This is a genomic window from Methylobacterium sp. ME121 (assembly GCF_000974725.1).
Lineage (GTDB): Bacteria > Pseudomonadota > Alphaproteobacteria > Rhizobiales > Beijerinckiaceae > Methylobacterium > Methylobacterium radiotolerans.
Map to the genome: position 1 here is coordinate 1 of NZ_BBUX01000060.1, position 24,728 is coordinate 24,728.

Sequence of the window (24,728 nt, forward strand, 5' to 3'; positions counted from 1 at the left end):
CCAGCGCGGCGGCCCGCTCGACCCGGCGCGGCTCGATGGAGCCGGTCGCGGTGGGCTCGGCGAGGCTCGCCGTCGCGACCGCGGGGGCGGCGGACTCGCGCTGCACCCGCAGGGTCCAGTGCGCGGCGGTGGAGAGCGCGGCGATGCCGAGGATCGCCTTGATGCCGCTGGTGAGCAGGGCTCGCATGGTCGTCAGGCCCGAGAGAACGCGGTTACGCGGAACCGGATCCCCGGCCCGGACGCATCATCGCGCGGGAGCGTGAACGAAGCCGCAACGGCCCCGGCCGCCCCTGTCCCGGAACGGGGCAGGGCCCCGCGCCCGCGACAGGTCCGGCGGGCGGGATCGGCCGGGAAATCATGTGGGCCATGCGCCGGACCCGCGGTTCCTGTTCCCCGCGCTCCCGACACTCCTGCAGCGACTCGGCCCACTGAGCCTCACAGGAACGGTCCAGAGAACTGGTCCGGACCGCCCCGTCACTGCCGACCCCGCCGCCATGCAGGCCCGAGCGGGCTCGCGAAACCTTCAGGCGCATCGGCCGCTGGGGACAGCCCGTGTAGAGGGTGACAGCCGAGCCGGCAACAGAGGCGGGGCCGTTTCGGCGGCCCCGCGGCGATCAGCGCTCCGCCGCGGCCGCGGCGAAGCGCATCAGCGCGGCGATCTCGGCCGCGCCGTCCTCCGCGGCGAGGCGGCGGTAGAGCGCGGCGTAGCCGGCGAAGACCTGCCGCCCGACCGCGTCGGGCCCGAGGAACCCGGCGATCTCCTCCATCTCGGGCGCCCAGCGGTGGGCCTTCGGCGCCATGTCGGGCAGGCCCCTGGCGAACCGGGCCAGCAGCGCCGGCTCGTTCTCGGCGAGTTCGGCCAGCAGCGCCTCGCCGGCGCCGGCGCGACCGGCGGCGCCGATCACGAGCGCGGCGAGCGCCGTCAGGCCCTTGTTGAGGCCGGCATAGCTCATCTTGAGGCCGGAGGCGGCGCCGACCGTGCCGGGGCAGACGCGCAGGTCGAGGCCGAGGTCGCGCAGGACCAGCGCGGGGGCCGTATCCGCGCCCGAGACGTAGACGCGCGGCCCCCGGCTGCCGGGCTGCGGCGGCAGGCCCAGGATCGCCCCGTCGAGGAACGGCGTGCCGGTGGCCGCGACGACCCCGGCGATGCGCCCGACCGTCTCCGGGCTGACGGCGTTGGCGTCGATGTAGACCGGCTTGCGCGGGGCCGCCGCCAGGGCGGGCGCGAGCCGGCGGGCGAGCGCCTCCGCGTCGGCGGGCGGCACGATCGCGAGCAGGAGGTCGGCGGCGGCGAGCTCGCCGTCCCCGGCATGCGCCATGCCGGCGGCCGCGGCCCGGGCGCGGCTCGCCGCCCCGCGCCCGTCCAGGGAGGTCAGCACGCGGGCGCCGTGCCCGGCGAGCCGGGCCCCGACGGCGCTGCCCATGGCGCCCGGGGCGATCACCGCGACGGTGGGCATGGCGAGACTCTCCAGGGCACGTGATCCCACCATAGTAGTCAGCAGGGCCGGCAGAGCCTAGGATGCCAAACGATCGGATGCTCCGCCCATGACTCAGACCAAGCCGAGGGAAGGCTCGCCGAAGAACTTGCGCTATCGCCGCGTGCCGCAACGCGACGGCATGAAGCTCATACGCCTCTGGGTGCCTGATCCGGCGAGGCCGGACTTCATCGAGGAGGCCGCCCGGCAAGCCGCAATTCTGAGGGGGGCCCCCGAGGAAGCCGAAGCTCTCGACTTCATCGCATCAGCGTTCGACTGGCCCGAACCGTGACGCGCGGTGACATCGTCACCGTCTCCCCGCCAGGGGCTTACGGCAAGCCGCGTCCTGCCGTCGTCGTGCAATCCGACTGGCTCACAGGGACCGATAGCATCCTTGTCTGCCTCATCACGAGCACGCTCCGCGACGCACCGCTCTTCCGGCTGACCGTCGAGCCGAGCCCCGCCAACGGCTTGCGAAGCACTTCGCAGATCATGGTTGACAAAGTTATCGCGCTGCCACGGGCGAAATGCGGTGCCCTCATCGGCCGACTTGAACGCGACACCCTCGCAGCCCTGAGCCGGATGCTCGCCATCGTGCTCGGCCTTGCCGACTGATACAGCGATCTGGTTCCGCACGCTCGATCCCGCAGGCGTGAAACGCTCCGCGGGATGACCGGACAGCAGGGCTCCTGCTCCTACCGCAGCGAGCCGCAGAAGCGCTGGATGCGCCGGCAGGCCTCCTCCAGCACCGCGTTCGACGTCGCGTAGGAGATGCGCAGGTTCGGGCCGAGCCCGAAGGCCGAGCCGTGGACCGCGGCCACGCCCTCGGCCTGGAGCAGCTCCATGACGAAGTCCTCGTCGGTCTCGATGGTCTTGCCGGCCTCGGTCTTCTTGCCGATCAGCGCCGCGCAGGACGGGTAGACGTAGAACGCGCCCTCCGGCGTCGGGCAGGTCAGCCCGTTGGTCTGGTTGAGCATCGACACGACGAGGTCGCGCCGGCCCTGGAAGGCGGCCCGGAACGTGGCGAGGTGATCCTGCGGCCCGTCGAGGGCGGCGACCGCGGCCCATTGCGCGATCGTGCTGGCGCCGGAGGTCTGCTGGCCCTGCACGAAGTCCATCGCCTTGATGAGCTTCTCCGGGCCGGCCGCGTAGCCGATGCGCCAGCCGGTCATGGCGTAGCCCTTCGAGACGCCGTTCATGGTCAGCGTCCGCTCGAGCAGCTGCGGCTCGACCTGGACCGGCGTGACGAACTCGAAGTCGCCGTAGGTGAGGTGCTCGTAGATGTCGTCGGTGAGGATGTGCACGTCCGGGTAGCGGAGCAGCACGTCGGTGAGCGCCTTCATCTCGGCGCGGGAATAGGCGGCGCCCGACGGGTTCGACGGCGAGTTGAGGACGATCCACTTGGTCTTCGGCGTCAGCACCCGGTCGAGCTCCTCGGCCTGGAGCTTGAAGCCGTGCGCCATGTCGGTGTCGGCGAAGACCGGGGTGCCGCCGCACAGGCCGACCATCTCCGGATAGGACACCCAGTAGGGGCGGGGGATCACCACCTCGTCGCCGGGGTTCAGCGTGGCGAGGAAGGCGTTGTACAGCACCTGCTTGCCGCCGGTGCCCACGATGGTCTGCGAGACCTTGTAGTCGAGCCCGTTCTCGCGCTTGAACTTGCGCACGATCGCCTCGCGCAGGGGCACGATGCCGGAGACCGGCGGGTAGCGGGTCTCGTTGCGGTGGATCGCGTCGATCGCCGCCTGCTTGATGTGCTCGGGCGTGTCGAAATCCGGCTCGCCCACCGACAGGCTGATGACGTCGACGCCGGACGCCTTCAGGTCCCGGGCCTTCTGGGTCATCACGATGGTCGCGGACGGCTTCACCCGCGAGAGGACGTCGGCGAGGAGAGCCATGGCGTGCGGTGCTCCGGATCAAGTGGGCGAGGGATGCCCGGGCGCCGCCCATATTGCGGCGCGGCGGACCCTAGGCCGGGGACGCTGAGCCGGCAAGGCGGTGCGCAGCACGCAGCCGACGCTCGCGCCCGGCGCGCGGCGCAGGGCTCTCCTGCGCGGCCGCCCTCGCTTTGCCGGATCATCGTTACCAGATCCTGCCCATGACCCCGCTCTCCGTCCTCGACCTCTCCTTCGTCAGCGCCGAGTCCACCCCGGCGCGGGCCCTGCACGACACCCTGGCGCTCGCCCGCCACGTCGACGGCCTCGGCTACCGGCGCTACTGGCTCGCCGAGCACCACGCGCTGCCCAACGTGGCGAGCCCGGCCCCCGAGATCATGATCGGCCAGATCGCCGCCGCGACCCGCAACCTCCGGGTCGGCTCGGGCGGGATCATGCTGCCGAACCACGCGCCGCTGATGGTGGCCGAGCGCTTCCGGGTGCTGGAGGCCCTGTTCCCGGGCCGGATCGATCTCGGCCTCGGCCGGGCGCCGGGCACGGACGGCCTCACCGCGCGGGCGCTGCGCCGCCGCGAGGCCCCGGGGGAGGGCGGCGGGGACGACTTCCTCGACCGCCTGCAGGAATTGCTGTTCTGGGACGGCGGCTTCCCGGAAGGTCACCCGTTCGCGCGGATCGAGGCGAGCCCCGCGGGCGTGCCGCTGCCGCCGATCTTCCTGCTCGGCTCCTCCGATTACAGCGCCCGCCTCGCCGGCGAGATCGGCTGCGGCTTCGGCTTCGCCCAGCACTTCTCCGGGATGCCCGCGGAGCCGCCGATGCTGGACTACCGGAACCGGTTCCGGCCGACGCGGCTCGGCGCGAAGCCCCACGCGATCCTGGCGGTGGCGGCGATCTGCGCCCCCACGGACGCGGAGGCCGAGCGGCTGGCGGCCAGCGCGCGGCTGGCGACGCTGCGGCGGGAGCGGGGCGAGTACCGGCCGCTGCCGAGCCTCGCCGAGGCGCTGGCCTACCCGTATTCCGACGGCGAGCGGATGCAGATCGAGCGCGGCCGCGACCGCCTGCACGTGGGCGGCCCCGAGACCCTGCGGGCCCGGCTCGCCGACATGGTCGCGCGCACGCAGGCCGACGAGCTGATGATCGTCACGGCGATCCCCGATCAGGCCGCGCGGCACCAGTCCTACGCGCTGCTGGCGCGGGCCTGGGGGCTCGGCGCCGACTCACAGGCGGCCTGAGCCGTCACCCGGACCCCGCCGCGGGTCCTGGCGGCGCCGCCGCCGGCCGTGCAGGCTCCGCCCGGTTCACGCCCGCGACCAGACGGGCCGACCGGAGGAGAGGCAGCATGGGCAACCGACGCGAATTCCTGACCGCCACGGCCGCCGGCCTGGCCGCCGCCGCGGCGCCGGCCCGCGCCGCCGAGGAGCAGACGGCGGCGCCGAGATCCACGCCGGCGGGGGCACCCCCCTTCGGCATGCCCCGCGACATGGTCCTCCTCAACATGCGCCGCGGCGACGGCTACGCCCTGGGCGTGAAGACGAAGGACGGCGTCCTCGACGTCGCCGCCGCCGGCCGGGCGCTCGGGATGCCGGTCCCCGCCGACATGGACGACCTCCTCCAGAACGGGCGCGGCCCGGCGCTGCGGGCGCTGATCGACGCGGTCGAGGCCGCCCCCGACGGGCGCTTCGTGCTGGCGGAATCCGGCATCGCCTACGCGCCGGTGGTCACGCGGCCCGAGAAGATCATCATGATGGGCTTCAACTACCGCCACCACGCGGAGGAGACCGGCACGCCGATCCCCAAGGACCCGCCGCTGTTCAACAAGTACAACAACGCCCTGAACCACCACGGGGGCACGATCGCGCTGCCGACCCAGGCGGCGCGGGAATTCGACTACGAGACCGAGCTGGTGATGGTGTTCGGCCGGGAATGCCGGAACGTGTCCGAGGCGGACGCCCTCGATTATCTCGCCGGCTACTGCACGGGCAACGATTTCAGCGCCCGGGACCTCCAGACGCTGACCTCGCAGTTCATGATCGGCAAGACCTCGGACGGGTTCGCCCCGCTCGGCCCCTACCTGGTGACCGCCGACCGGGTGAAGGACCCGAACAATCTCAAGCTGAAGACGTTGGTCAACGGCCAAGTGCGCCAGGACTGGAGCACCAACGACATGATCTTCAACTGCCGCCAGCTCATCAGCTTCGCGTCGAAGGTGATGACGATCCGGCCGGGCGACATCTTCTACACGGGCACGCCGCAGGGCGTGATCTTCGGCGAGAAGATCCCGCGCAAGGACCGGGCCTGGCTGAAGCTCGGCGACGAGGTGGTCTCGGAGCTGGAAGGGCTCGGCGCGCTGCGCTTCAGGCTGGTCTGATCCGTCGTCCGATCGGTGCGACCCGCACCGTCATCACCGACGCGACGCGCGGCCGGCCCCCTCTCGCGTGCGGGAGACGGGGGCCCGCGCCCGATCCGCGAGCCGCGTCGCGCGCCCGGCCTCAGCGCCCGAACAGGCGACCGAGACGGGCGAGGATCCCGGCCCCTTCCGCGGGCTTCGCACCGGTCGCCGCACCGGTCGCCGCACCGGGCGTCGCCGCCTGCGCGGCCTCCGCCTTCGGCGCCAGGACCAGCCCGAGGGCCGCCGTGTCGGTGGTCTCGCGGTCGATCAGGATCAGGCTGCCGGTCTCGCGGTTCTCCGCGTAGGCGTCCACCGCCACCGGCCGGTCGAGGCGCAGGGCCACGTCGGCGATGTCGTTGGCCGACAGGCGCTCGGCCGGGCCGGGCTTGCCGGTCTCGGGGTCGATGCGCGAGACGATCCGCTCCACGGTCGCGGTGACCGTGGCGGTGCCGATCTTGGCGAACAGGCTGGCGCCCGGCGCCAGATCGGTCTCGGCCGCCCAGAACAGGCGCGCGTCGAGGGTCTCGGTGACCCGCATCGGCGCGCCCGTCGCCACGATCACCTGCCCGCGCGAGGCGTCGATCTGATCGGCGAGCACCAGGGTCACCGACTCGTCCTCGCCGGCCTCGGGCAGGTCGCCGTCGGCGGTGTAGATCCGCGCCACCGTGGAGGTCCGGCCGGAGGGCTGCACCGTCACACTATCGCCCGGGCGCACCCGGCCGCTGGCGATCCGGCCGCTGTAGCCGCGGAACTCGGAATTGGGCCGGTTGACCCACTGCACCGCCATCCGGAACGGCGCGTTGAGCGCCTCCGCGTGGACCGGCACGGTCTCGAGGTAGTGGAGCAGGGTGCCGCCCGTGTACCAGGGCGCCGCGACGCCCGCGTCCACGACGTTGTCGCCGTTCTTGGCCGAGAGCGGGATCGCCTTGACCTCGGCGAAGTTCAGCCCGCGGGCGAAGTCCGAGAACCCCGACACGATGCCGTCGAAGGTGCCCTGCGCCCAGCCGGCGAGGTCCATCTTGTTCACCGCCAGCACGACCCGGCGGATCCCGAGATTGGAGACCAGCAGCGCGTGGCGCCGCGTCTGGCGGGTCAGGCCCTGGCGGGCGTCCACCAGGATCACCGCCACGTCGGCCGTCGAGGCGCCGGTGGCCATGTTGCGGGTGTACTGCTCGTGGCCGGGCGTGTCGGCCACGATGAAGGAGCGCCTGTCGGTGGAGAAGAACCGGTAGGCGACGTCGATGGTGATGCCCTGCTCGCGCTCGGCCTGGAGGCCGTCCACCAGCAGCGCGAGGTCCACCTCCGCGCCCTGCGTCCCGTGCTTGCGGGAATCCCGCTGGAGCGCCGAGATCTGGTCGTCGAAGATCTGCTTGGTGTCGTGCAGGAGCCGCCCGATCAGGGTCGACTTGCCGTCATCCACCGAGCCGCAGGCGATGAAGCGCAGCACCGCCTTGTTGCGGTGGGCGGTGAGGAAGGCCGCGTAGCCGGCGGCGCGGTCGGCGAAGGCCGTGGGAGCCTGGTGCACCGTCATCAGAAGTACCCCTCCTGCTTCTTGCGCTCCATGGCGCCGGCCCCGTCCTTGTCGATCACCCGGCCCTGGCGCTCCGAGGTCCGGGCGGCGAGCGTCTCGCCGATGATCTCGGGGAGCGTCGCGGCGTCGCTCTCCACCGCGCCGGTCAGCGGGTAGCAGCCGAGCGTGCGGAAGCGGACGAGGCGCTGCTGCGGGGTCTCGCCGGGCTCGAGCGGCAGCCGCTCGTCGTCGACCATGATCAGCTGGCCCTCGCGCTCCACCACCGGCCGCTCCTGGGCGAAGTAGAGCGGCACGATCGGAATGTTTTCCTGCTCGATGTAGAGCCAGATGTCGAGCTCGGTCCAGTTCGACAGCGGGAAGACCCGCAGGGACTCGCCGCGCTTCTTCTTGAGATTGTAGAGGTGCCAGGGCTCGGCGCGCTGGCGCTTCGGGTCCCAGCGGTGCTGCGCGGTGCGCAAGGAGATGATCCGCTCCTTGGCGCGGCTCGCCTCCTCGTCGCGGCGGGCGCCGCCGAAGGCGGCGTCGAACTTGTGCTTGTCGAGCGCCTGCCGCAGGGCCTGCGTCTTCATCACGTCGGTGTGGACCTCGGAGCCGTGGCTCACCGGGCCGACGCCGCGGGCGAGCCCGTCGGGGTTGGTGTGGACGAGAAGGTCGAGGCCGAGCTCCTTCGCCCGGGCGTCGCGGAAGGCGATCATCTCGCGGAACTTCCACGTGGTGTCGACGTGGAGCAGCGGGAACGGCAGCCGCCCGGGCGCGAAGGCCTTGAGGGCGAGGTGCAGCAGGACCGAGGAATCCTTGCCGATCGAGTAGAGCATCACCGGGTTCTCGGTCTCGGCGACCGTCTCCCGGAAGATGTGGATGGCCTCGGCCTCCAGCCGCTTGAGGTGGCTGAGGCGGTCGGCGGTCTGTGCGGACGCGGGGGCGCTCGGCTGCACGGCGGCGGCGAGGGCGGCGCTCATCGGGCGAACTCCGGCTGGCGGGGTGTCTGATTCGGGGTGGTCTCGAAGGCGGCGGGCTCGAGGATTGCGGGCTCGAGGATTGCGGGCTCCTGGCCCGGCTGCACCGACGCGCCGGGGCGTCCGACGTGCAGGCCGCACTCCTTCTTGTCTTCCTGCTCCCACCACCAGCGGCCGGCCCGCTCCGGCTCGCCGAGCCTCACGGCCCGGGTGCAGGGGGCGCAGCCGATCGACGGGAATCCGCGATCGTGCAGGACGTTGTAGGGCACGAAATTGTCGCGCACGAAGCGGTCGACCTGCTCCCGCGACCAGTCGGCGAGCGGGTTCAGCTTGATCAGGCCGCGCTCCGCGTCGAGCGCGGCGAGCGGCGTCGCGGCGCGGTTGGCCGACTGGCCGGCCCGCAGCCCGGTGAGCCAGCCGCTCGCGCCGGCGAGCGCGCGGCCGAGCGGCTCGACCTTGCGGAAGCCGCAGCAGGCCTGCCGGGCGGCGACCGAGCGCCGGAAGCCGTTGATGCCCTCGGCCCGCACGAATTCCTCCGCGGCCGCGCGCTCGGGCGCGTAGGCGGTGATCCGGATGCCGTAGGCCGATTCGGTCTCGGTCCAGGTGTCGTAGGTCTCGGCGAAGAGGCGGCCGGTATCGAGGGTGACGATCTCGACGCGCCCCTTCGCGAGGCCCGCCATGGCCAGGGCGTGGGTGAGCGCCTGATCCTCGACCCCGAGGCTCGTCGTGAAGACGAGGCGGCCGGGGATCTCCGCGGCGATCAGGTGGAGGCGGCCTGGAAGGTCGAGCCCGGACAGCCGCTCCGCGAGGGAGTCGGCCGCCTGTCGGTCCGGACGGGTCATCGCGCCATGTCCCGGGGTTCGCGTGATGGAAAGGCCACGGCCCGCGCCGCGCCTGTTGTCGAGCGGTCGAAATGTTCGCTATACCGAACGAAGTCAAGGCGCCCCGGCGCGCTCGACCGGGTCGGACCGGCGGTTCGGCGTGCGGTTGCGCACAGCTTCCGGCGCGGGCAGCATGGGCCCGAGGTAAAAGATTCTTCTCACCGGTGCCGGTAGACACGTATATGCGCCCGCGCCCCGCGCGCGGCGGAAGCCCACGGAGACGGCTTTGGACGCGATCGATCTGAAGATTCTCGCCCTGCTGCAGACGGACGCCACGCTGTCCATCGCGGCGATCGGCGAGCGCGTGGGCCTGTCGCAGACCCCGTGCTGGAAGCGCATCCAGAAGCTGGAGGCCGACGGGGTCATCGACCGCCGGGTCGCGGTGCTCGACCCGGTGAAGCTCGGCCTCGGGCTGACCGTGTTCGTGTCCATCGAGACGGCCGACCATTCCCAGGAGTGGCTGCAGCGCTTCGCCGCAACCGTCTCGGCCATGCCGGAGGTGCTCGAGTTCTACCGGATGGCCGGCGACGTGGACTACATGCTGCGGGTCGTCGTCGCCGACATGCAGGCCTATGACAGCTTCTACAAGCACCTCATCGCGGTGCTGCCGCTCAAGAACGTCACCTCCCGCTTCGCCATGGAGAAGGTGAAGTCCACCACGGCGCTGCCGCTGCCGGCGCCGCCCAAGAACGGGCGGCACCTGCCGGGGACGGCCCCGGTGCTGGCCGTGGTGGGAGAATGATATTCTCTTTTTTCGCAGCGCAGCGAATGTGATGTCCTATACGCCGCCCGTTCTGCAAAACGAACGTTTCTCGATTGACACAGGCCCTACCGGCCCCGACATGGTCCCGTGATGTCCCGCCCCAATCTCCTCCCGCGCACCGCCCCGTTCGGGGACGGCGAGCGCGCCAGCCTCGACGCGGTGCTCGGCACCGCGAGCCCCACGCAGCGCGCCTGGCTCGCCGGCTTCCTGGCCGGGCTCGACGCCGCGGGCGGCCAGCCGGCCGCGGTGCCGGCCGCCCCGCCCAAGGCCGCCGCGCCGCTCACCGTGATCTACGCCAGCGAATCGGGGAACTCCGAGGCGCTCGCCGGCAACGTCGCCAAGCTCGCGCGCAAGCAGGGCTTCAAGCCGAAGGTCGTGGACTTCTCCGACCTCGACATCGCGACCCTGCCCAAGGCCGGCAAGCTGATCGCCATCGCGGCGACCTGGGGCGAGGGCGAGCCGCCGGCCCGGGCCGTGCGGGCCTACGGCGAGCTGATGGGGGAGGGCGCCCCGCGCCTCGACGGCGTCGAGTTCGCGGTCCTGTCGCTCGGCGACACCTCCTACGCGGAGTTCTGCGCCATCGGTAAGGCGCTCGACGCGCGCTTCGAGGCCCTGGGGGCTAAGCGCGCCGCCGAGCGCGCCGACCTCGACCTCGACTTCGAGAAGCCCGCCGCCGACTGGATCAAGGGCGCGCTGAAGGCGCTCGCCCCGGCGGAGCAGCCCGACAACGTCGTGGCGGTGGACTTCGCCCGCGCCGGCGCCGGCGAGGACGACGAGGCCGAGCCGAGCCGCGAGCCCCTGGTGGTCGAGGTCGTCGAGCACGTGAACCTCAACTCGTCGCGCTCCGACAAGGAGACGATCCACCTCGCGCTGGCCTTCGAGGACGGCGCGCCGGCCTACGAGCCGGGCGACTCGCTGGAGATCTTCCCCGAGAACGACCCGCAGCTGGTGGGCGAGATCCTGAACGCCGCCGGTCTCGCGGGCGACGAGGCCCTGCGCCGGGCCCTGCTCGCCGAGCGGGACATCACCACGCTCTCGGCCGCCACGATCGAGCGGTTCGTGAAGGCCACCGGCCACGCGGACGCGCAGACGCTCATCGACAGCGGCGAGGCCAAGGCCTGGGTCGAGGGCCGGCACCTGATCGACTTGCTGGAGACCTACCCGGCGAAGCTCACGGCCGAGCATATCGGCACGATCACCCGGCCGCTGCCGCCGCGGGCCTACTCGATCGCCTCCTCCCGCAAGGAGGTGGGCGACGAGGTCCACCTCGCCATCGCGGCGGTGCGCTACGAGACCCACGGCCGGGCCCGCTCGGGCGTCGCCTCGGTCCACGTCGCCGACCGGATCCGCGACGGCGCCAAGCTGCGGGTGCGGCTGAAGCCGAACCGCCACTTCCGCCTGCCGCAGGATCCGGCCACCGACATCATCATGGTCGGCCCCGGCACCGGCGTCGCGCCGTTCCGCGCCTTCGTGCAGGAGCGCCGGGCCGTGGAAGCCCCCGGGCGGTCGTGGCTGTTCTTCGGCGACCGGCACTTCACCCACGACTTCCTGTACCAGCTCGAGTGGCAGGACGCCCTGGAGGACGGGTCGCTCACCAAGATCGACGTCGCCTTCTCGCGGGACCAGCCGGAGAAGGTCTACGTGCAGGACCGGATCACCCAGCACGCGCAGGAGCTGGTCTCCTGGCTGGACGGGGGCGCGCATCTCTACGTCTGCGGCGACGCGAAGAACATGGCCAAGGACGTGCGCGCCGCGGTCGTGAAGGCCTACGAGACGGCCAAGAGCCTGAGCGCCGCCGACGCCGAGGCGCAGGTCGCGGCTCTGGAGCGCAGCCACCGCTACCAGCAGGACGTTTACTGAGGACACACCGCTCCCCGCACCGCGGGGGGCCTTCGACGAGATGCGGCAGAGACAGGCGTGACGCAGGTCCCCTCTCCCGGGCGGGAGAGGGGCAGGGTGAGGGATCAGGTCGTTCCGGAGAGGGCGCAGCCCTCACCCCGAGGTCGCGGATCCGGTTCCAGTCCTGCACCGGCTTCGCTCCGCTCGCCCCCTCCCCACCGGGGAGGAAGACGCGTTCAGACAGACGGATTCACCCCATGGACGACCACAGCCCCCGCGACGCCGCCGAGACCCCGGCCCCCGGCCCTGCCGCCACACCGGCCAAGCGCGTCTACGAGACCCCGCCGACCTCCCGCCCGATCACGGATGCCGAGGCCGCGCGCGCGGAGAAACTCGCCGCGAACGAGCACATCAAGATCGCCAGCGGCTACCTCCGCGGCACGCTGGCGGACGGGCTCCTGAAGCACGCCACCGGGGCGATCTCGGAGGATGACGGGCAGCTCGTGAAGTTCCACGGGATGTACCTGCAGGACGACCGCGACCTGCGCCCCGAGCGGACCAAGAAGAAGCTCGACAAGGCCTACAGCTTCATGATCCGCCTGCGCATCGCCGGCGGCGTCATCACCCCGAAGCAGTGGCTGATCCTCGACGACATCGCCCGGACCTACGCGGGCGGGGCGCTGCGCGCGACCACGCGCCAGACCTTCCAGTACCACGGCGTGATCAAGTCGAACCTGAAGCGCACGATGGCCGCCATCGACGGCGCGCTGCTCGACACGATCGCGGCCTGCGGCGACGTCAACCGCAACGTCATGGCGGCGACGAACCCGGCCCAGACCGGCGCCCACAAGGCCGCCTACCAGCTCGCCAAGGACATCTCCGACTCGCTGCTGCCGAAGACCAGCGCGTGGCGCGAGATCTGGCTCGACGGCGAGCGCGTGGTCGGCGGCGAGGACGAGGCCGAGGTCGAGCCGGTCTACGGCCGGACCTACCTGCCGCGGAAGTTCAAGACCGTCGTGGCGGTGCCGCCCTCCAACGAGGTCGACATCTTCGCCCACGACCTCGGCTTCATCGCGATCCTCGACAAGAAGAACCAGGTCACCGGCTGGAACGTCACGGTGGGCGGCGGCATGGGCATGACCCACGGCGAGCCCGACACCTTCCCGCGCACCGCCGACGTGATGGGCTTCGTGAAGCCCGAGGACGCCCTGAAGGTCGCGGAAGCCGTGATGACGGTCCAGCGCGACTGGGGCAACCGCAAGAACCGCAAGAACGCCCGGCTCAAGTACACGATCGAGCGCTACGGCCTCGACGCCTTCCGGGCCGAGGTGGAGAAGCGGGTCGGCAAGAAGCTCGGCGCGCCCAAGCCCTTCACCTTCACGGGCAACGGCGACCGCTACGGCTGGGTCGAGGGCGACGACGGCCGCCACCACCTGACGCTCTACGTGCCCTCGGGCCGGATCAAGGACATCGACGGCGGCCCGCAATTCCTCTCGGGTCTGCGCCGCATCGCCGAGGTCCACCAGGGCGATTTCCGCCTGACCGGCAACCAGAACGTGATCATCGCCAACGTCCCGGCCGAGAAGCGCGCCGAGATCGACGCCCTCGTCGATGAGTACGGCCTGACCCGGGGCGCGAGCGCGCTCCGGCGCAGCTCGCTCGCCTGCGTGGCCCTGCCGACCTGCGGCCTCGCGCTGGCCGAGAGCGAGCGCTACCTGCCGGACCTGATGACCGAGCTGGAGGAGAGCCTCGCGTCCCACGGGCTCGCCGAGGAGGAGATCACGATCCGCTCCACCGGCTGCCCGAACGGATGCGCCCGGCCGTTCATCTCCGAGATCGGCCTCGTGGGCCGCGGCCCCGAGCGCTATCACCTCTATCTCGGCGCGGCCCACGACGGCTCGCGGCTGAGCAAGCTCTACAAGGAGGACGTGGCGGCCTCCGAGATCCGCGACACCCTCGACCCGCTGTTCGCCGACTACGCGAGGGGCCGGCAGCCGGGCGAGCATTTCGGCGACTACCTGATCCGCGCCGGCCACGTGGCCCGCACCACCAACGGCCCGGACTTCCACGACCGGACCGGCGCCCTCAAGCCGGCCACGCTCGGCTGACGGCAGCCCCCGGGCGCGTCCGGGACGGGGTTCCCGGGCGCGCCGAGGCCGCCGCGGCAGGGCCGCGGATCGCGTGCTCCGGCCCCGCCTCGCCCTGACCCATCGCGCGCACCGAACCCGGACCGGTCCCGGGCTGCCGGAGCGCGGCGGGAGGCGCGACGGCGATCGCCCCCCGAGAGGCATCTCTCCCGCGCACCGTCCCGGACGGCCGCCCGGGCGCCCCTGAAGCGCTGCCGGGGACTCGGCCGCGCGCTCGGCCCCCCGCCCGGCGAACCCTGCCCCGGCCGCGGATCGCCGCAGCTTCGCCCGTCCCGCGGCCGCGATGAGAATGAACGTTCATTGACATGAGAATGAACGTTCATTACAAGGGTGGGGCAAACAGGAGCGCGCGATGGCTCTCACCCTCGAAGGCCGCTGGTCCGATCTCGATGCCCAGCGCTTCGGCGCCCGCGGCCCAGGCGCGCTCGCCCTCGTCCGCAGCGTCTGCACCCCCGCCAACCTGACCTTCGGCGCCGTCCTGGCCCTCGCTTGGCTGGCGCTGATCAACTGGACCGGCGCCGGCCCGGATGGCTGGCAGGCCCGGATCTGCGCGGACCTCCGTCAGGGACCGCAATCCTGCGCCGTCGCCAGCCTGGGCAAGGATCAGAGCCGCGTCGCGCCGGTCGCCGCCGCGGCGCAGCCCGGGTCGTGACCGGCGCGGCGGACGGGGCGCCGGAGACCGCGGCCACCCGCCCGCCCGGCGCGCGCACATCCTTGACGCCGCCGGGGCCCGTTGCGCGCGCGCCGGCTTTCACCGCACCGCCCTGCAGGACCTCGGCCGCGTGGCCGCGACCCTGCGGGCGGAGATCCGGTCGGCATCGACCCGCAACCCGGACAGCGCCCCCATGACGGCGCGGAGCGGGGCCGGGAGCGGCGACCGGTTCGCCGCGACCCCGTCGGGGCGCGCCACCGCGCCGGACTGCGACCCGGCCGCGCTCCCCGATTCCGACGTCGCCGCGGCGATCGCCCCGCTCCGCGCGCGGCTCGACGCCGGGCTCGACGGCCGCCTGCCGACCCCGGCGCTCCCGGATCGGCCCGCGGCCCGCTGATCCCGGCGCCGCTGCGCGCCCCCGGGCCCCACCGGCGACGCGCCCTCACCGCCGCCATCACCGATCGCGGGCCGGATCCGGCGCGCGGTACGCCGGCCGGCCCGCGATCCCCCCCGTGCGCGGGCCGGCCGGCCGTTCTCACGGGCGACGCCGCGTAGCCCCCGGCGGGGCGCGTCGCCGTGAGTCGGCCCGCGCCCGGCGCGCCCCGGGCCGTTGCCGGTTGCAAAGCCCAGCATTGCACACGCAAAGGTCGGTATCTTTGAATCATTTCAAAGCATTGCCGCTCAAAACGTGCCTTCCGCGCCACATCCGGGCAGAGGATGCGCGCGTCACCCGCGGCTTTCCCGATCGGCGTTGAGAAAAGACGGCGTATGCAATCTAGAAATACCGCATCGCGTCGATACGTCGCTCTTGAGAACGATTTTAAAGCATGTCTGCCGCCTGGATCGACGTCGTCGATCGCATCAAATACTGCCGGTCGCGCCTGAATTTCTGCAGCACTGGGCTCGCGACGTCGCTCCTTCTGCTCGCGCCGACAGAGATCCGCGCGCAATCCGAGCCGGTCGCCGACGAGGTCGTTCTCTCCGAACTCAGTGTTGCGGGCACGGGCCCCGTCAGCGAGCGGGCCGACGGTCCCGTCGTCGGCTACCGGGCGACGCGCTCCGCGACCGCCACGCGCACCGACACGCCGGTGCGCGACTCGCCGCAATCGATCAACGTCGTGCCCCGCTCGGTGATCACCGACCAGCAGGACCTGCGGCTGACCGATGCCGTGACCAACGTCAGCAACGTGGTTCTGGGCAGCACGGTGCAGGGACGGTCGCAGAACTACCTGATCCGCGGCTTCTCCACGCAGGTCTTCGCCGTCGACGGCGTGCTGGTCGATCCGGCCATCAACTTCTACCCAGTGACGCGCGACCTCGTGGATGCGGAGCGCGTCGAGGTGATCAAGGGACCGGCCTCGGTGCTGTTCGGGCGGGGAGATCCCGGCGGCGTCATCAACATCGTGACCCGCCGGCCGACATTCGAGCCCACGGCCGACGCGAGTGTTCAGGGTGGCAGCTTCGGCTTCCGGCGCTTCCAGGGCTCCGTGTCGAGCGCGCTGCCCGCCGTCGAAGGACTCGCCGCGCGCCTGAGCTTCGCCGCCCAGGAGGATCCGACCTTCCGCAATTACGGCGGCGACACCAACCGGCGCGTCTTCGTGGCGCCGGCCTTCAGCTGGACGCCGAGCGCCGACACCCGGGTCTACGTGAACTCGGAATTCACCAACCAGCACACCCAGTACGACGAGGGGCTGGTGGCCTTCCGCGGCCGCGTCCCGCTCGACAACATCGGCCGGTTCTACGGTGAGCCGTCCTCGCGCTACTTCGGCGCCTTCAACACGATCACCATGCGGGCCGAGCACGACGTCAACGAGAACCTGACGCTCCGGCAGGTCATCGCCGGGCAATGGGGCACGTTCGACGTGTTCGCCGCCCGTGCCCTATCGGTCAACAATGCCGGCACGCTGCTGAGCCGGCGTGAGGCCACGGTCAACTCGCGCTTCGCCGCGGTCGACAGCCAGACCGAGGCCGTGATGAAGTTCGACACTTTCGGCTTCGCCCATACGGCGCTCCTCGGGCTCGAGTACTCGAACGGCTTCCGCCACGCCTTCTCCCAGCAGGGCAACCTCGCCCCGGTCAGCTTCCTCAACCCGATGTTCGGCGCGGCCTTCCAGCCGCTCCAGTTCCAGGCCGACCTGAAGCAGAAGCTGGAGGTGTTTGGGCTCTACGCCCAGGACCAGATCGTGCTCGCGCCGGGCTTGCAGCTCGTCGTCGGGGCCCGGTTCGATCTCGGCAGCCAGTACTATTTCAACCGCCAGCCGGCCTCGCGGACCCAGCCGCCCGAGCAGACCCTGTTCGGCGCCTCGCCGCGGGTCGGACTGATCTACCGGCCGTTCGAGCCGCTGACCTTCTACGCGAGCTACGCCACGTCGTTCCTGCCGCAGACCGCCAGCGTGCTGAACGTGGCGAGCCCCCCGCCCAGCACGGGCGAGCAGGTCGAGGCCGGCACCCGGGTCGATCTCACGCCCGGCCTGACCCTGAGCGCGGCCGCCTTCCAGATCGTCCGGGACAACGTCGCGGCCACCGACCCGCGCAATCCCACCTTCTCGGTCATCACCGGCCAGCAGCGGTCGCGGGGTGTCGAGGCCGATCTCGCCGGTGAGATCCTGCCCGGGTGGAGCATCATCGGCAGCGTCGGCCTGATCGACGCGCGGATCACCAAGGACACGACCTTCGCGGTCGGCAACCGGCTCGCCGGCGTGCCGGTGTTCAGCGGCAGCCTGTGGACGACCTACGCGTTCCAGGACGGCCCGCTGCGCGGGCTCGGGCTCGGCTTCGGCGTCACCCATGTCGGCCGACGCTACGGCGACCTCGACAACAGCTTCACCGTGGGCGCCTACAACCGGCTCGACGCGCTCGTGTACTACGATTTCGACGCCCACTGGCGCCTGTCGGTGAACATGCGCAACCTGACGAACGCGCGCTACATCGAGGCGCCGACCAACGCGACCAACAACACCCCCGGGGCGCCGTTCACGGTGCTGGCGACGATCACCGCCCGGCTCTGACGGGCCGAAACCTGCGCGGGGCGGGCCCCATCGAACGATGGCCCGCCGGAGGCTGCCGTCAGGGGGTCGCCGTTCGGACGGCGCCCGCCGGCGCCCCGGCTTCGACGGCCCTCCGGCGGGCCCCGGCGCGGCGGCGCAGGACGTAGAGCGTCAGGCCGGTCGCCGCGAAACCCGGCATGGCCAGCGCCGCGAGGCAGAACAGCAGCGCGACGAGGTCGCCGAAGAAGCGGCCGCGATGCACCTCCAGGACGTTGTCCAGGAGGCGCCGGCCCAGCGGCGCGTCTGCGGCCCGCTCGGAGGCCAGCAGCGCGCCCGTGGCGGGATCGTAGCGGTCCTCGTTGCGGGCGCTCGGCGCGTCGACGCCCTTCGGCAGCCAGCGGATGCGGATCGCCTTCGTGTCGGCGCCCGGGAGGGTCAGGACCGCCGTGCCGGCCTCCGCGCCGGTCCGCGCGCGGAAATCCGCCCAGGCGCGGTCGACGGCCGGGCCGCTGACGGCGGGATCGGCCGGCTTTCCGGCGGCCCTGCGGCCGGCCGGCTTCGCGGCGTCCGGAGCGCCCGCGAGCAGCCGCGTCGCGCCGTCCTTGAACCACGGGTAGGACCACGTCAGGCCGCTCAGCGCGATGACCAGGTAGACCGGCAGGAGCCACGTCCCGACCACGGCGTGCAGCGACCACCAGCGCGGCCGGCCGGGCCGCGACAGGGCCGGCTTCAGCCAGATCCGCCAGCGGTGGATCCGGGGCCAGCGCAGGTAGAGGCCGGTCGCCAGGAAGGCCAGCAGCGCCAGGGTGCAGGCGCCCGTCACCGTGCGGCCCCAGCCCTTCGACCCGCCGGGCAGCAGCAGCCAGCGGTGCAGGTCCCGCACCGTCGTGAAGGCGCCCTCCAGCCGCACCGGGCCGAGCAGCGCGCCGTCGTAGGGGTCGGCGTAGGCGGCGGGCGGCCGCGCGCGGGTCTCGGGATCGCGGGCGAAGCGGACGTGGACGCTCGCGCGCGGGTCGTCCGACAGGGTCAGCACGTTGGCGACGCGGCCGCCCGCCTGCGCGTCGATCCGCGCCGCCAGCGCCGCGGGGGCCAGCGCCGTCCGGCCGCCGGGCGCGACCTCGAGCCGGTCGCGGTTGGCGAAGGCGGTGACCGCCTCCTCGTAGCTCATCAGCGCCCCGGTCAGGCCCATCAGGGCGAGGACGAGGCCGGCGGTGAGGCCGAGCGCCCAGTGCAGGCGGAAGAGCAGGGTCCGGAGGGAGGGAATCGGCAGCGTCATGGCAGTGCCGGCTGCCTAGCAGAGTCCGGCCACGCTGACGACGCGGCGGGACGCAACGCCGTCCCGCCGGTGAGTCTCAGGTGATCGGCGCGGGGTTGAACAGGGTCAGGTCGTTGAACAGCCCCCACCGGTCCGACCAGGGGCGCTTGCGCCCGCTCGCCACGTCGAGGATCAGGTGGAACAGCTCCCAGCCGACCTCCTCGATCGTCGCCGCGCCGGTGGCGATGCGCCCGGCATCGAGGTCGATCAGGTCGGCCCAGCGCTCGGCGAGCTCCGTGCGGGTGGCGACCTTGATCACCGGCGCCTGACTGAGCCCGTAGGGCGTGCCGCGGCCGGTGGAGAACACCTGCAGGGTGATGCCCGAGGCGAGCTGCAGCGTGCCGCAGACGAAGTCGCTCGCCGGCGTCGCGGCGAAGATCAGGCCCTTCTCGCGGACGCGCTCGCCGGGCGCCAGGACCCCGGAGATCGCGCTCGTGCCCGATTTGGCGACCGAGCCCAGCGCCTTCTCGACGATGTTGTTGAGCCCGCCCTTCTTGTTGCCCGGCGACGGGTTGGCGCGGCGGTCGGCCTCGCCCTTGGCGAGGTAGGCGTCGTACCACGCCATCTCGCGGACCAGCGCCGCGGCGACCTCCGGGGACTTGGCGCGCGGGGTGAGCAGGTGGATCGCGTCGCGCACCTCGGTCACCTCGGAGAACATCACGGTGGCGCCGCAGCGGACCAGCAGGTCGGCCGCGAAGCCGAGCGCCGGGTTGGCGGTGACGCCCGAGAAGGCGTCGCTGCCGCCGCATTGCAGGCCGACCACCAGCTCGGAGGCCGGGCAGGTCTCGCGCGTCCGGCGGTTCAGCACCGCGAGGCGCGCCTCGGCCATGGTCAGGATGCTGTCGATCATGGCCGAGAAGCCGTGGTGGCGCTCGTCCTGGAGCCGCACCACCCCGTCGCCGGCCGCGCCGCTGTCGGGCAGGAGCCGCTCCGAGACGAGCTTCTCGCAGCCGAGTCCGACGACCATGACCTCGCCGCCGAAATTCGGGTTCCGCGCGAGGCTCTGGAGCGTCCGGATCGGCACCACCGCCTCGGGGGCGTTGATGGCGACGCCGCAGCCGTAGGCGTGGGTCAGGCCGACCACGTCGTCGACGTTGGGGAAGCGCGGCAGCAGTTCCTGCTTGATCCGCCGGATCGCCACGTCGAGGGTGCCGGCGACGCACTGGACGCTGATCGAGATCGCCAGGATGTTCTTGGTGCCCACCGACCCGTCCGGGTTGCGGTAGCCCTCGAAGGTGTAGCCCTCGAGCGGGGGCAGGGGGGCCGGCACGCGGGTGGCCATCTCCAGGGCGTCGAGAGCCGGGGCGACCGGCGTGGCGACGCGGGATTCCTCCACCCAGGCGCCCCGCGGGATCGGTTGCGTCGCGATGCCCACCACCTCGCCGTAGCGGCGGACCTCGCCGCCCTCCGGGATGTCGGTGAGGGCGACCTTGTGGCCCTGCGGCACGAACTCGACGAGTTCCAGCCCGTCCGGGAACACCGTGCCGGCCGGCAGCCCGAAGGCGTTGACCACGATCGCGACGTTGTCGCGCGCGCTCAGGCGGATCGTGCGCGGCACGTCTCCGGCGGCCCCTGCGGCCCCTCCACCGGCCCCCGCGCCGGCCGGGTGCGGGCGGGTCGGGGCTTCGATCTCGGCCCGCATCGGATGCTCCTTCCGTCTCGCGCCCGTCCGGGCTCCTGTCGGGATCAGGCGGCGTCGCCGACCGCGTGGTTCGCCAGGGCCTCCAGGGCCTTCACCAGGGCGGAGTGGTCCCAGGCCGCGCCGCCCTGCGCCACGCAGGCCGAGAACAGCTGCTGCGCCAGCGCCGTGGCGGGCAGGCTGAGGCCGAGCGTCCGGGCGTTGTCCAGGGCGAGGTTCAGGTCCTTCTGGTGCAGGCCGATGCGGAAGCCGGGATCGAAGGTCCGCTCGATCATCCGCGCGCCGTGCAGCTCCAGGATCCGCGAGGTGGCCAGCCCGCCGGTGATCGCCTGCCGCACCTTGGCGGGGTCGGCGCCGGCCTTCGAGGCGAAGAGCAGCCCCTCGGCCACCGCCTCGATGGTCAGGGCGACGATGATCTGGTTGGCGACCTTGGCGACCTGCCCGGACCCGACCGGGCCGACATGCGTGACCGTCTTGCCCATGGCGGCGAACAGGGGCTCGGCGCGCGCGAAGGTCTCGGCCTCGCCGCCGACCATGATCGAGAGCGCGGCGTTCTTGGCCCCGACCTCGCCGCCGGAGACCGGCGCGTCGAGATAGGCGCCACCCCGCTCGGCGATCCGGGCGGCGAAATCCTTGGTGGCCAGCGGCGCGATCGAGCTCATGTCGATCACGGTCTTGCCCGGGCTGAGCCCCCCCGGCGACCCCGTCCGCGCCGAACAGGACCTGCTCCACGTCCGGGGTGTCGGGCAGCATCAGGATGATCGTGTCGGCGCGCTCGGCCACCTCGGCTGCGGTGGCGCAGGCGGTGCCGCCCGCCGCGAGCAGGGCCTCGGGCACGCCGCGCCGGGACTTGAGGAACAGGCTGTGGCCCGCGGCGATCAGGTGTCCGGCCATGGGCGCGCCCATGATGCCGAGGCCGATGAATCCGATGTTCATGGGGATCGATCCCGGTTGCGGAGCTCAGGCGCGGAAGCGGGCGGCGAGCGCCTCGGCGTTGCGGGCGAGGAGCCCCATGTCGGAGCCCACCGCGGTGAAGCGGGTGCCGGCCGCGATGTAGCGGCGGGCCAGCTCCTCGCTCGGCGTGAGGATGCCGGCCTGCTTGCCGGCCCGGACGATCCGGGCGACCGCCGCCTCGATGGTGGCGACCACCTCCGGGTGGCCCTGCTGGCCGACGTAGCCGAGGCTTGTGGAGAGGTCGCCGGGCCCGATGAACACGCCGTCGACGCCCTCCACGGCGGCGATCGCGTCCAGATTGTCGAGGGCGCGGCGGGACTCGACCTGCACCGCCACGAAGAGCTCGGCCTCGCAGCGGGTGTGGTAGTCCTTGATCCGGCCGAACCGGGCGGCGCGGGGCGCCTGCGAGAAGCCGCGGATGCCGCGGGGCGCGTAGCGCGTCGCCGCGACCACCCGGGCGGCCTGCGCGGCGTCGTCGATGTTGGGGATCATCAGCGACTGCGCGCCGGCGTCGAGGATCCGCTTGATGGTGATCGGGTCGTCGCTCGGCACCCGCACCATCGGGTGCGTGTCGCCCTCCATCATCGCCTGGAGCTGGGCGTAGATGTCCCGGAGGTCGTTGGCCGAGTGCTCCATGTCGAGGAGCAGCCAGTCGAACCCGGCCCCGGCGACCACCTCGGTGGAGATGGGACTGGCGAGGCTGCACCACAGGCCGATCTGCTGGCGCCCCTCGGCGAGGGCCGCCTTGAAGCGGTTGGTGAGGCTGTCCATCACGATCCTCCCTGCGCGCGGGCGCGTCGCGGCGTCTGCGCGCCGTCCGCCCCATCACGCGCAGCCTTCCGCCGCGAGGTCAAAGCCAAACACTGGATCGATCGATGCGGATCGAGCATCGATCGGCCGCGCCGGCTCACGCGGGTGGCATCTCGGCCACGATCGAGACCAGCTGGGCGATGAGCGGGTCGTCCGCGTCGCGCCGCCACGCGAGGAGGAGCTCCACCGGGCGCGGCGCCGGCAGGGCGAGGGGCCGGAACACCACGCCCTCGAAGCGCAGGCGCTCGGCGGCGGCCGGCACCAGGGCGATGCCGAGCGACGCCCGGACCAGGGCCAGGATCGAGTGGATCTGCGTCAGCTGCTGGACCATAGGGGGCCGGATCTCGGCCTCGGCGAGCAGGCCCAGGACGAGGTCGTGGAAGTAGCGCGCCTCGTTGGGCGCGTAGCCGATGAGCGGCTCGCGCCCGAGATCGGCGGGGGTGAGCCCGTCGCGCAGGGCCAGGGGGTTCCCGGCCGGCAGGGCCACCACCAGGGGCTCGGCCAGCGCCCGGACGGCGATCAGGTCCGGGTGCGTCACCGGCGGGCGCACCAGCGCGGCGTCGATCCGGCCGGCGAGCAGCTCCTCGATCTGGTCCTTGCTGACCATCTCGCGCAGCGCGAGGGTCACGTCCGGCAGCGCCCGCCGGAACGCGGTGACGAGGCGCGGCAGGAAGTCGTAGGCCGAGGCGGCCGTGAAGCCGAACTTGAGGACGCCCGCCCGCCCCGCCGCCACCTGCCGGGTGACGTGGGTCGCGGTCTCGGCGAGCCGCAGGATGCGCTGGGCCTCGGGCAGGAAGCTGCGGCCGGCGGCGGTCAGCCGGACGGTGCGGCTGGTGCGCTCCAGGAGCTGCACGTCGAGGACGCGCTCCAGAACCTGGATCTGCCGCGACAGCGGCGGCTGCGTCATGTTCAGCCGGGCGGCCGCACGCCCGAAATGCAGCTCCTCCGCCACGGCGGCGAAGCACCGGAGCTGGCTGAAGTCGAACATGAAGGCTCCCTCTGCGGATGGCGGCGCAGTCGGGGGAAGCATAAGCCCTGCGCGGCCGCCATGTTCAGGCAGCCGCCCTCATCCAATTAGGTGAGGCGGCGGCCGGCCCGGCCCGCCCGGCCTACGGCGCCACTTCGTGCCCGGCGTAGTCGATCCGGCCGTCCGGGCCCTTCGTCCACTCGTAGATCACGTAGTCGGGCCGGGTCAGGTCGCCCTTCCTGTCGTAGGCGATCGGCCCGACCACCGTGTCCACCGGCTTGCCCTGGTGCAGCCAGTCCGCGAGCGCCCGGCCGTCGCTGGAGCCCGTCTCGGCCATCGCCTTCGCCAGGACCTGCACGGCCGCGTAGGCGTAGAGCGTGTAGGCCTCGGGATCGATGCCCCGGGCGTTGAACGCCGCCACCACGCCCCTGGCGTTCGGGTTCTTGCGGGCGTCCGGCGCGAAGGTCATCAGAGTCCCGGCCGCGCCCGGGCCGGCGATCTGGACGAACTCCTTGTCGGGGATGGCGTCGCCGCTCATCATGCGGGCGGTCAGGCCCTGGTCGCGCATCTGCCGGATGATCAGCCCGGCCTCGGTGTGCACGCCGCCGAAATAGACGACGTCGACGTTGGCGGACTTCAGCTTGGAGACGAGGGCCGCGTAATCCTTCTCGCCCGGATTGATGCCCTCGAACAGCACCTCCTTGCCGCCCTTGGCCCGAAAGGTCTTCAGCGTCTCGTCGGCCAGACCCTTGCCGTAGGGGGTCTTGTCGTGGACGAAGGCGATCTTCTTGCCCGGGAAGTGCGCGGCCAGGTAGCTGCCCGCCACCGCGCCCTGCTGGTCGTCGCGGCTGCAGGTGCGGAACGTGTTCCACATGCCGCGCTCGGTGAACTTCACGCTCGTGGAGGCCGGCGTGACCTGGATGATGCCGGCGTCGAGGTAGACGTCGGAGGCCGGGATCGAGACGCCCGAGTTGTAGTCGCCGACGACCATCTTCACGCCGTCGCTGGCGAACTTGTTGGCCACCGAGACGCCCTGCTTCGGGTCGGAGGCGTCGTCGCCGACCGTGACGGTCAGCGTCGTGCCCTTCAGCGTCCCGGCCCTGTTCAGGTCCTCGACCGCCTGGCTCACGCCGTTCCGGATCTGGGCGCCGAAGGCGGCGTTCGGCCCGGTCATGGGCGCGGCGACGCCGATCTTCACCGGCGCGCCGCCCTCCTGACCTCGCGCCGCGGTCATGAACAGCAGCCCGGCCAGGCCGGCCATCAGTAATCGCGTCATCTTTCCCCCAAGATGTGGCCGGACAGATCGCCGACGAACGCTGAATTCGGACAGATCAACGCGGATCGCCGCGCGTCGATTCGCAGACCAGCCGGCGCGATCCTGTCGCTCACCTTCACCGGGGTCAAGGTTTCGGGGCGGGCCGGGACGGCCCGGGGACGGGCGGGCCGCGGGGCCGGAGGGCTCGCCCTCGCGGAGCTGTGTGGCGGCCGCGCGGCAGGCCGGGCCGGGCTGGCGTCAATGATGCATCGGGCC

At 72.3% G+C, this 24,728-nt stretch carries 20 protein-coding genes and 2 pseudogenes; 10 read left to right on the top strand and 12 right to left on the bottom strand.

Translation table 11 applies throughout. From position 1 onward, the window contains the following. Both ME121_RS25575 and ME121_RS25580 read right to left on the bottom strand, forming a co-directional pair. A pseudogene (locus tag ME121_RS25575) lies at window positions 1-187 on the bottom strand (hypothetical protein); the annotation flags it as partial. 427 nt (window positions 188-614) lie between these two features. After that, window positions 615-1,457 carry a DUF1932 domain-containing protein gene (locus tag ME121_RS25580; protein WP_059409854.1) on the bottom strand — a complete coding sequence of 281 codons (843 nt, stop codon included), beginning with the start codon at window positions 1,455-1,457 and terminating at the stop codon, window positions 615-617. An 88-nt stretch (window positions 1,458-1,545) separates the two neighbouring features. On the opposite strand from ME121_RS25580, the gene ME121_RS25585 reads away from it, so the two are divergent. Next, window positions 1,546-1,767 carry an antitoxin MazE-like protein gene (locus ME121_RS25585; RefSeq protein ID WP_012318774.1) on the top strand — a complete coding sequence of 74 codons (222 nt, stop codon included), beginning with the start codon at window positions 1,546-1,548 and terminating at the stop codon, window positions 1,765-1,767. Next, on the top strand, window positions 1,764-2,090 hold the full coding sequence (locus ME121_RS25590; RefSeq protein ID WP_012318773.1) for a type II toxin-antitoxin system PemK/MazF family toxin: 327 nt from the start codon (window positions 1,764-1,766) through the stop codon (window positions 2,088-2,090). Before ME121_RS25585 ends, ME121_RS25590 begins: the two co-directional genes overlap by 4 nt. Window positions 2,091-2,170: 80 nt before the next feature. On the opposite strand, the gene ME121_RS25595 is transcribed toward ME121_RS25590, so the two are convergent. Then, the gene (locus ME121_RS25595; protein ID WP_012318772.1) at window positions 2,171-3,373 is read right to left on the bottom strand and encodes a pyridoxal phosphate-dependent aminotransferase; all 1,203 of its coding nucleotides are present in this window, start codon (window positions 3,371-3,373) and stop codon (window positions 2,171-2,173) included. A 200-nt stretch (window positions 3,374-3,573) separates the two neighbouring features. Between ME121_RS25595 and ME121_RS25600 the strand changes: the two genes are divergently transcribed. Further along, window positions 3,574-4,599 (top strand): LLM class flavin-dependent oxidoreductase, encoded by a 1,026-nt coding sequence (locus ME121_RS25600; RefSeq protein ID WP_024830356.1) that lies wholly within the window; start codon window positions 3,574-3,576, stop codon window positions 4,597-4,599. A 107-nt stretch (window positions 4,600-4,706) separates the two neighbouring features. Next, a complete protein-coding gene (locus tag ME121_RS25605) occupies window positions 4,707-5,735 on the top strand; it encodes a fumarylacetoacetate hydrolase family protein (RefSeq protein ID WP_089231335.1) in 1,029 nt (342 codons plus the stop codon). A 121-nt stretch (window positions 5,736-5,856) separates the two neighbouring features. Here ME121_RS25605 and cysN read toward each other — a convergent pair whose 3' ends face one another. The 3 genes from cysN to ME121_RS25620 are packed head-to-tail and all read right to left on the bottom strand — an operon-like array spanning window position 5,857 to window position 9,085. Next, window positions 5,857-7,287: a sulfate adenylyltransferase subunit CysN gene (gene cysN, locus ME121_RS25610; RefSeq protein WP_012318769.1), complete on the bottom strand. Its 1,431-nt coding sequence runs from the start codon at window positions 7,285-7,287 to the stop codon at window positions 5,857-5,859. After that, a complete protein-coding gene (gene cysD, locus ME121_RS25615; RefSeq protein ID WP_012318768.1) occupies window positions 7,287-8,246 on the bottom strand; it encodes a sulfate adenylyltransferase subunit CysD in 960 nt (319 codons plus the stop codon). Before cysD ends, cysN begins: the two co-directional genes overlap by 1 nt. Then, window positions 8,243-9,085: a phosphoadenylyl-sulfate reductase gene (locus tag ME121_RS25620; protein ID WP_043073598.1), complete on the bottom strand. Its 843-nt coding sequence runs from the start codon at window positions 9,083-9,085 to the stop codon at window positions 8,243-8,245. The genes cysD and ME121_RS25620 overlap by 4 nt, the downstream gene beginning before the upstream one ends. A gap of 265 nt (window positions 9,086-9,350) precedes the next feature. Here ME121_RS25620 and ME121_RS25625 point away from each other — a divergent pair, with 265 nt between their 5' ends. From ME121_RS25625 to ME121_RS25650, 6 genes are all read left to right on the top strand, one after another. Then, window positions 9,351-9,866, top strand: coding sequence for an Lrp/AsnC family transcriptional regulator (locus ME121_RS25625; protein WP_010686224.1), 516 nt, complete (start codon window positions 9,351-9,353; stop codon window positions 9,864-9,866). Between the two features lie 111 nt (window positions 9,867-9,977). After that, entirely contained in the window at window positions 9,978-11,747 is a 1,770-nt protein-coding gene (locus ME121_RS25630) for a diflavin oxidoreductase (protein ID WP_059409855.1), read from the top strand. 236 nt (window positions 11,748-11,983) lie between these two features. Then, entirely contained in the window at window positions 11,984-13,834 is a 1,851-nt protein-coding gene (locus tag ME121_RS25635) for an NADPH-dependent assimilatory sulfite reductase hemoprotein subunit (protein WP_012318765.1), read from the top strand. Window positions 13,835-14,225: 391 nt separating this feature from the next. Next, window positions 14,226-14,525, top strand: a complete 300-nt coding sequence (locus ME121_RS25640) for a hypothetical protein (protein ID WP_012318764.1) — start codon at window positions 14,226-14,228, stop codon at window positions 14,523-14,525. Between the two features lie 130 nt (window positions 14,526-14,655). Beyond that, window positions 14,656-14,922: a hypothetical protein gene (locus ME121_RS25645; RefSeq protein WP_012318763.1), complete on the top strand. Its 267-nt coding sequence runs from the start codon at window positions 14,656-14,658 to the stop codon at window positions 14,920-14,922. A gap of 430 nt (window positions 14,923-15,352) precedes the next feature. Further along, window positions 15,353-17,533, top strand: a complete 2,181-nt coding sequence (locus tag ME121_RS25650; RefSeq protein ID WP_053621715.1) for a TonB-dependent siderophore receptor — start codon at window positions 15,353-15,355, stop codon at window positions 17,531-17,533. A gap of 58 nt (window positions 17,534-17,591) precedes the next feature. On the opposite strand, the gene ME121_RS25655 is transcribed toward ME121_RS25650, so the two are convergent. The 6 genes and pseudogenes from ME121_RS25655 to ME121_RS25680 form a co-directional block, all read right to left on the bottom strand. Further along, window positions 17,592-18,788: a PepSY-associated TM helix domain-containing protein gene (locus tag ME121_RS25655; RefSeq protein ID WP_059409856.1), complete on the bottom strand. Its 1,197-nt coding sequence runs from the start codon at window positions 18,786-18,788 to the stop codon at window positions 17,592-17,594. A gap of 76 nt (window positions 18,789-18,864) precedes the next feature. After that, entirely contained in the window at window positions 18,865-20,469 is a 1,605-nt protein-coding gene (garD, locus tag ME121_RS25660; protein ID WP_024830365.1) for a galactarate dehydratase, read from the bottom strand. Between the two features lie 44 nt (window positions 20,470-20,513). Further along, window positions 20,514-21,402: pseudogene (locus ME121_RS25665) on the bottom strand (2-hydroxy-3-oxopropionate reductase). 24 nt (window positions 21,403-21,426) lie between these two features. Next, the gene (locus tag ME121_RS25670) at window positions 21,427-22,191 is read right to left on the bottom strand and encodes an HpcH/HpaI aldolase family protein (RefSeq protein WP_012318758.1); all 765 of its coding nucleotides are present in this window, start codon (window positions 22,189-22,191) and stop codon (window positions 21,427-21,429) included. A 136-nt stretch (window positions 22,192-22,327) separates the two neighbouring features. After that, complete coding sequence (locus ME121_RS25675; RefSeq protein WP_012318757.1) at window positions 22,328-23,218, bottom strand: LysR family transcriptional regulator; 891 nt, start codon at window positions 23,216-23,218, stop codon at window positions 22,328-22,330. 121 nt (window positions 23,219-23,339) lie between these two features. Further along, the gene (locus ME121_RS25680) at window positions 23,340-24,473 is read right to left on the bottom strand and encodes a branched-chain amino acid ABC transporter substrate-binding protein (RefSeq protein WP_059409857.1); all 1,134 of its coding nucleotides are present in this window, start codon (window positions 24,471-24,473) and stop codon (window positions 23,340-23,342) included. Window positions 24,474-24,728: the final 255 nt, after the last annotated feature.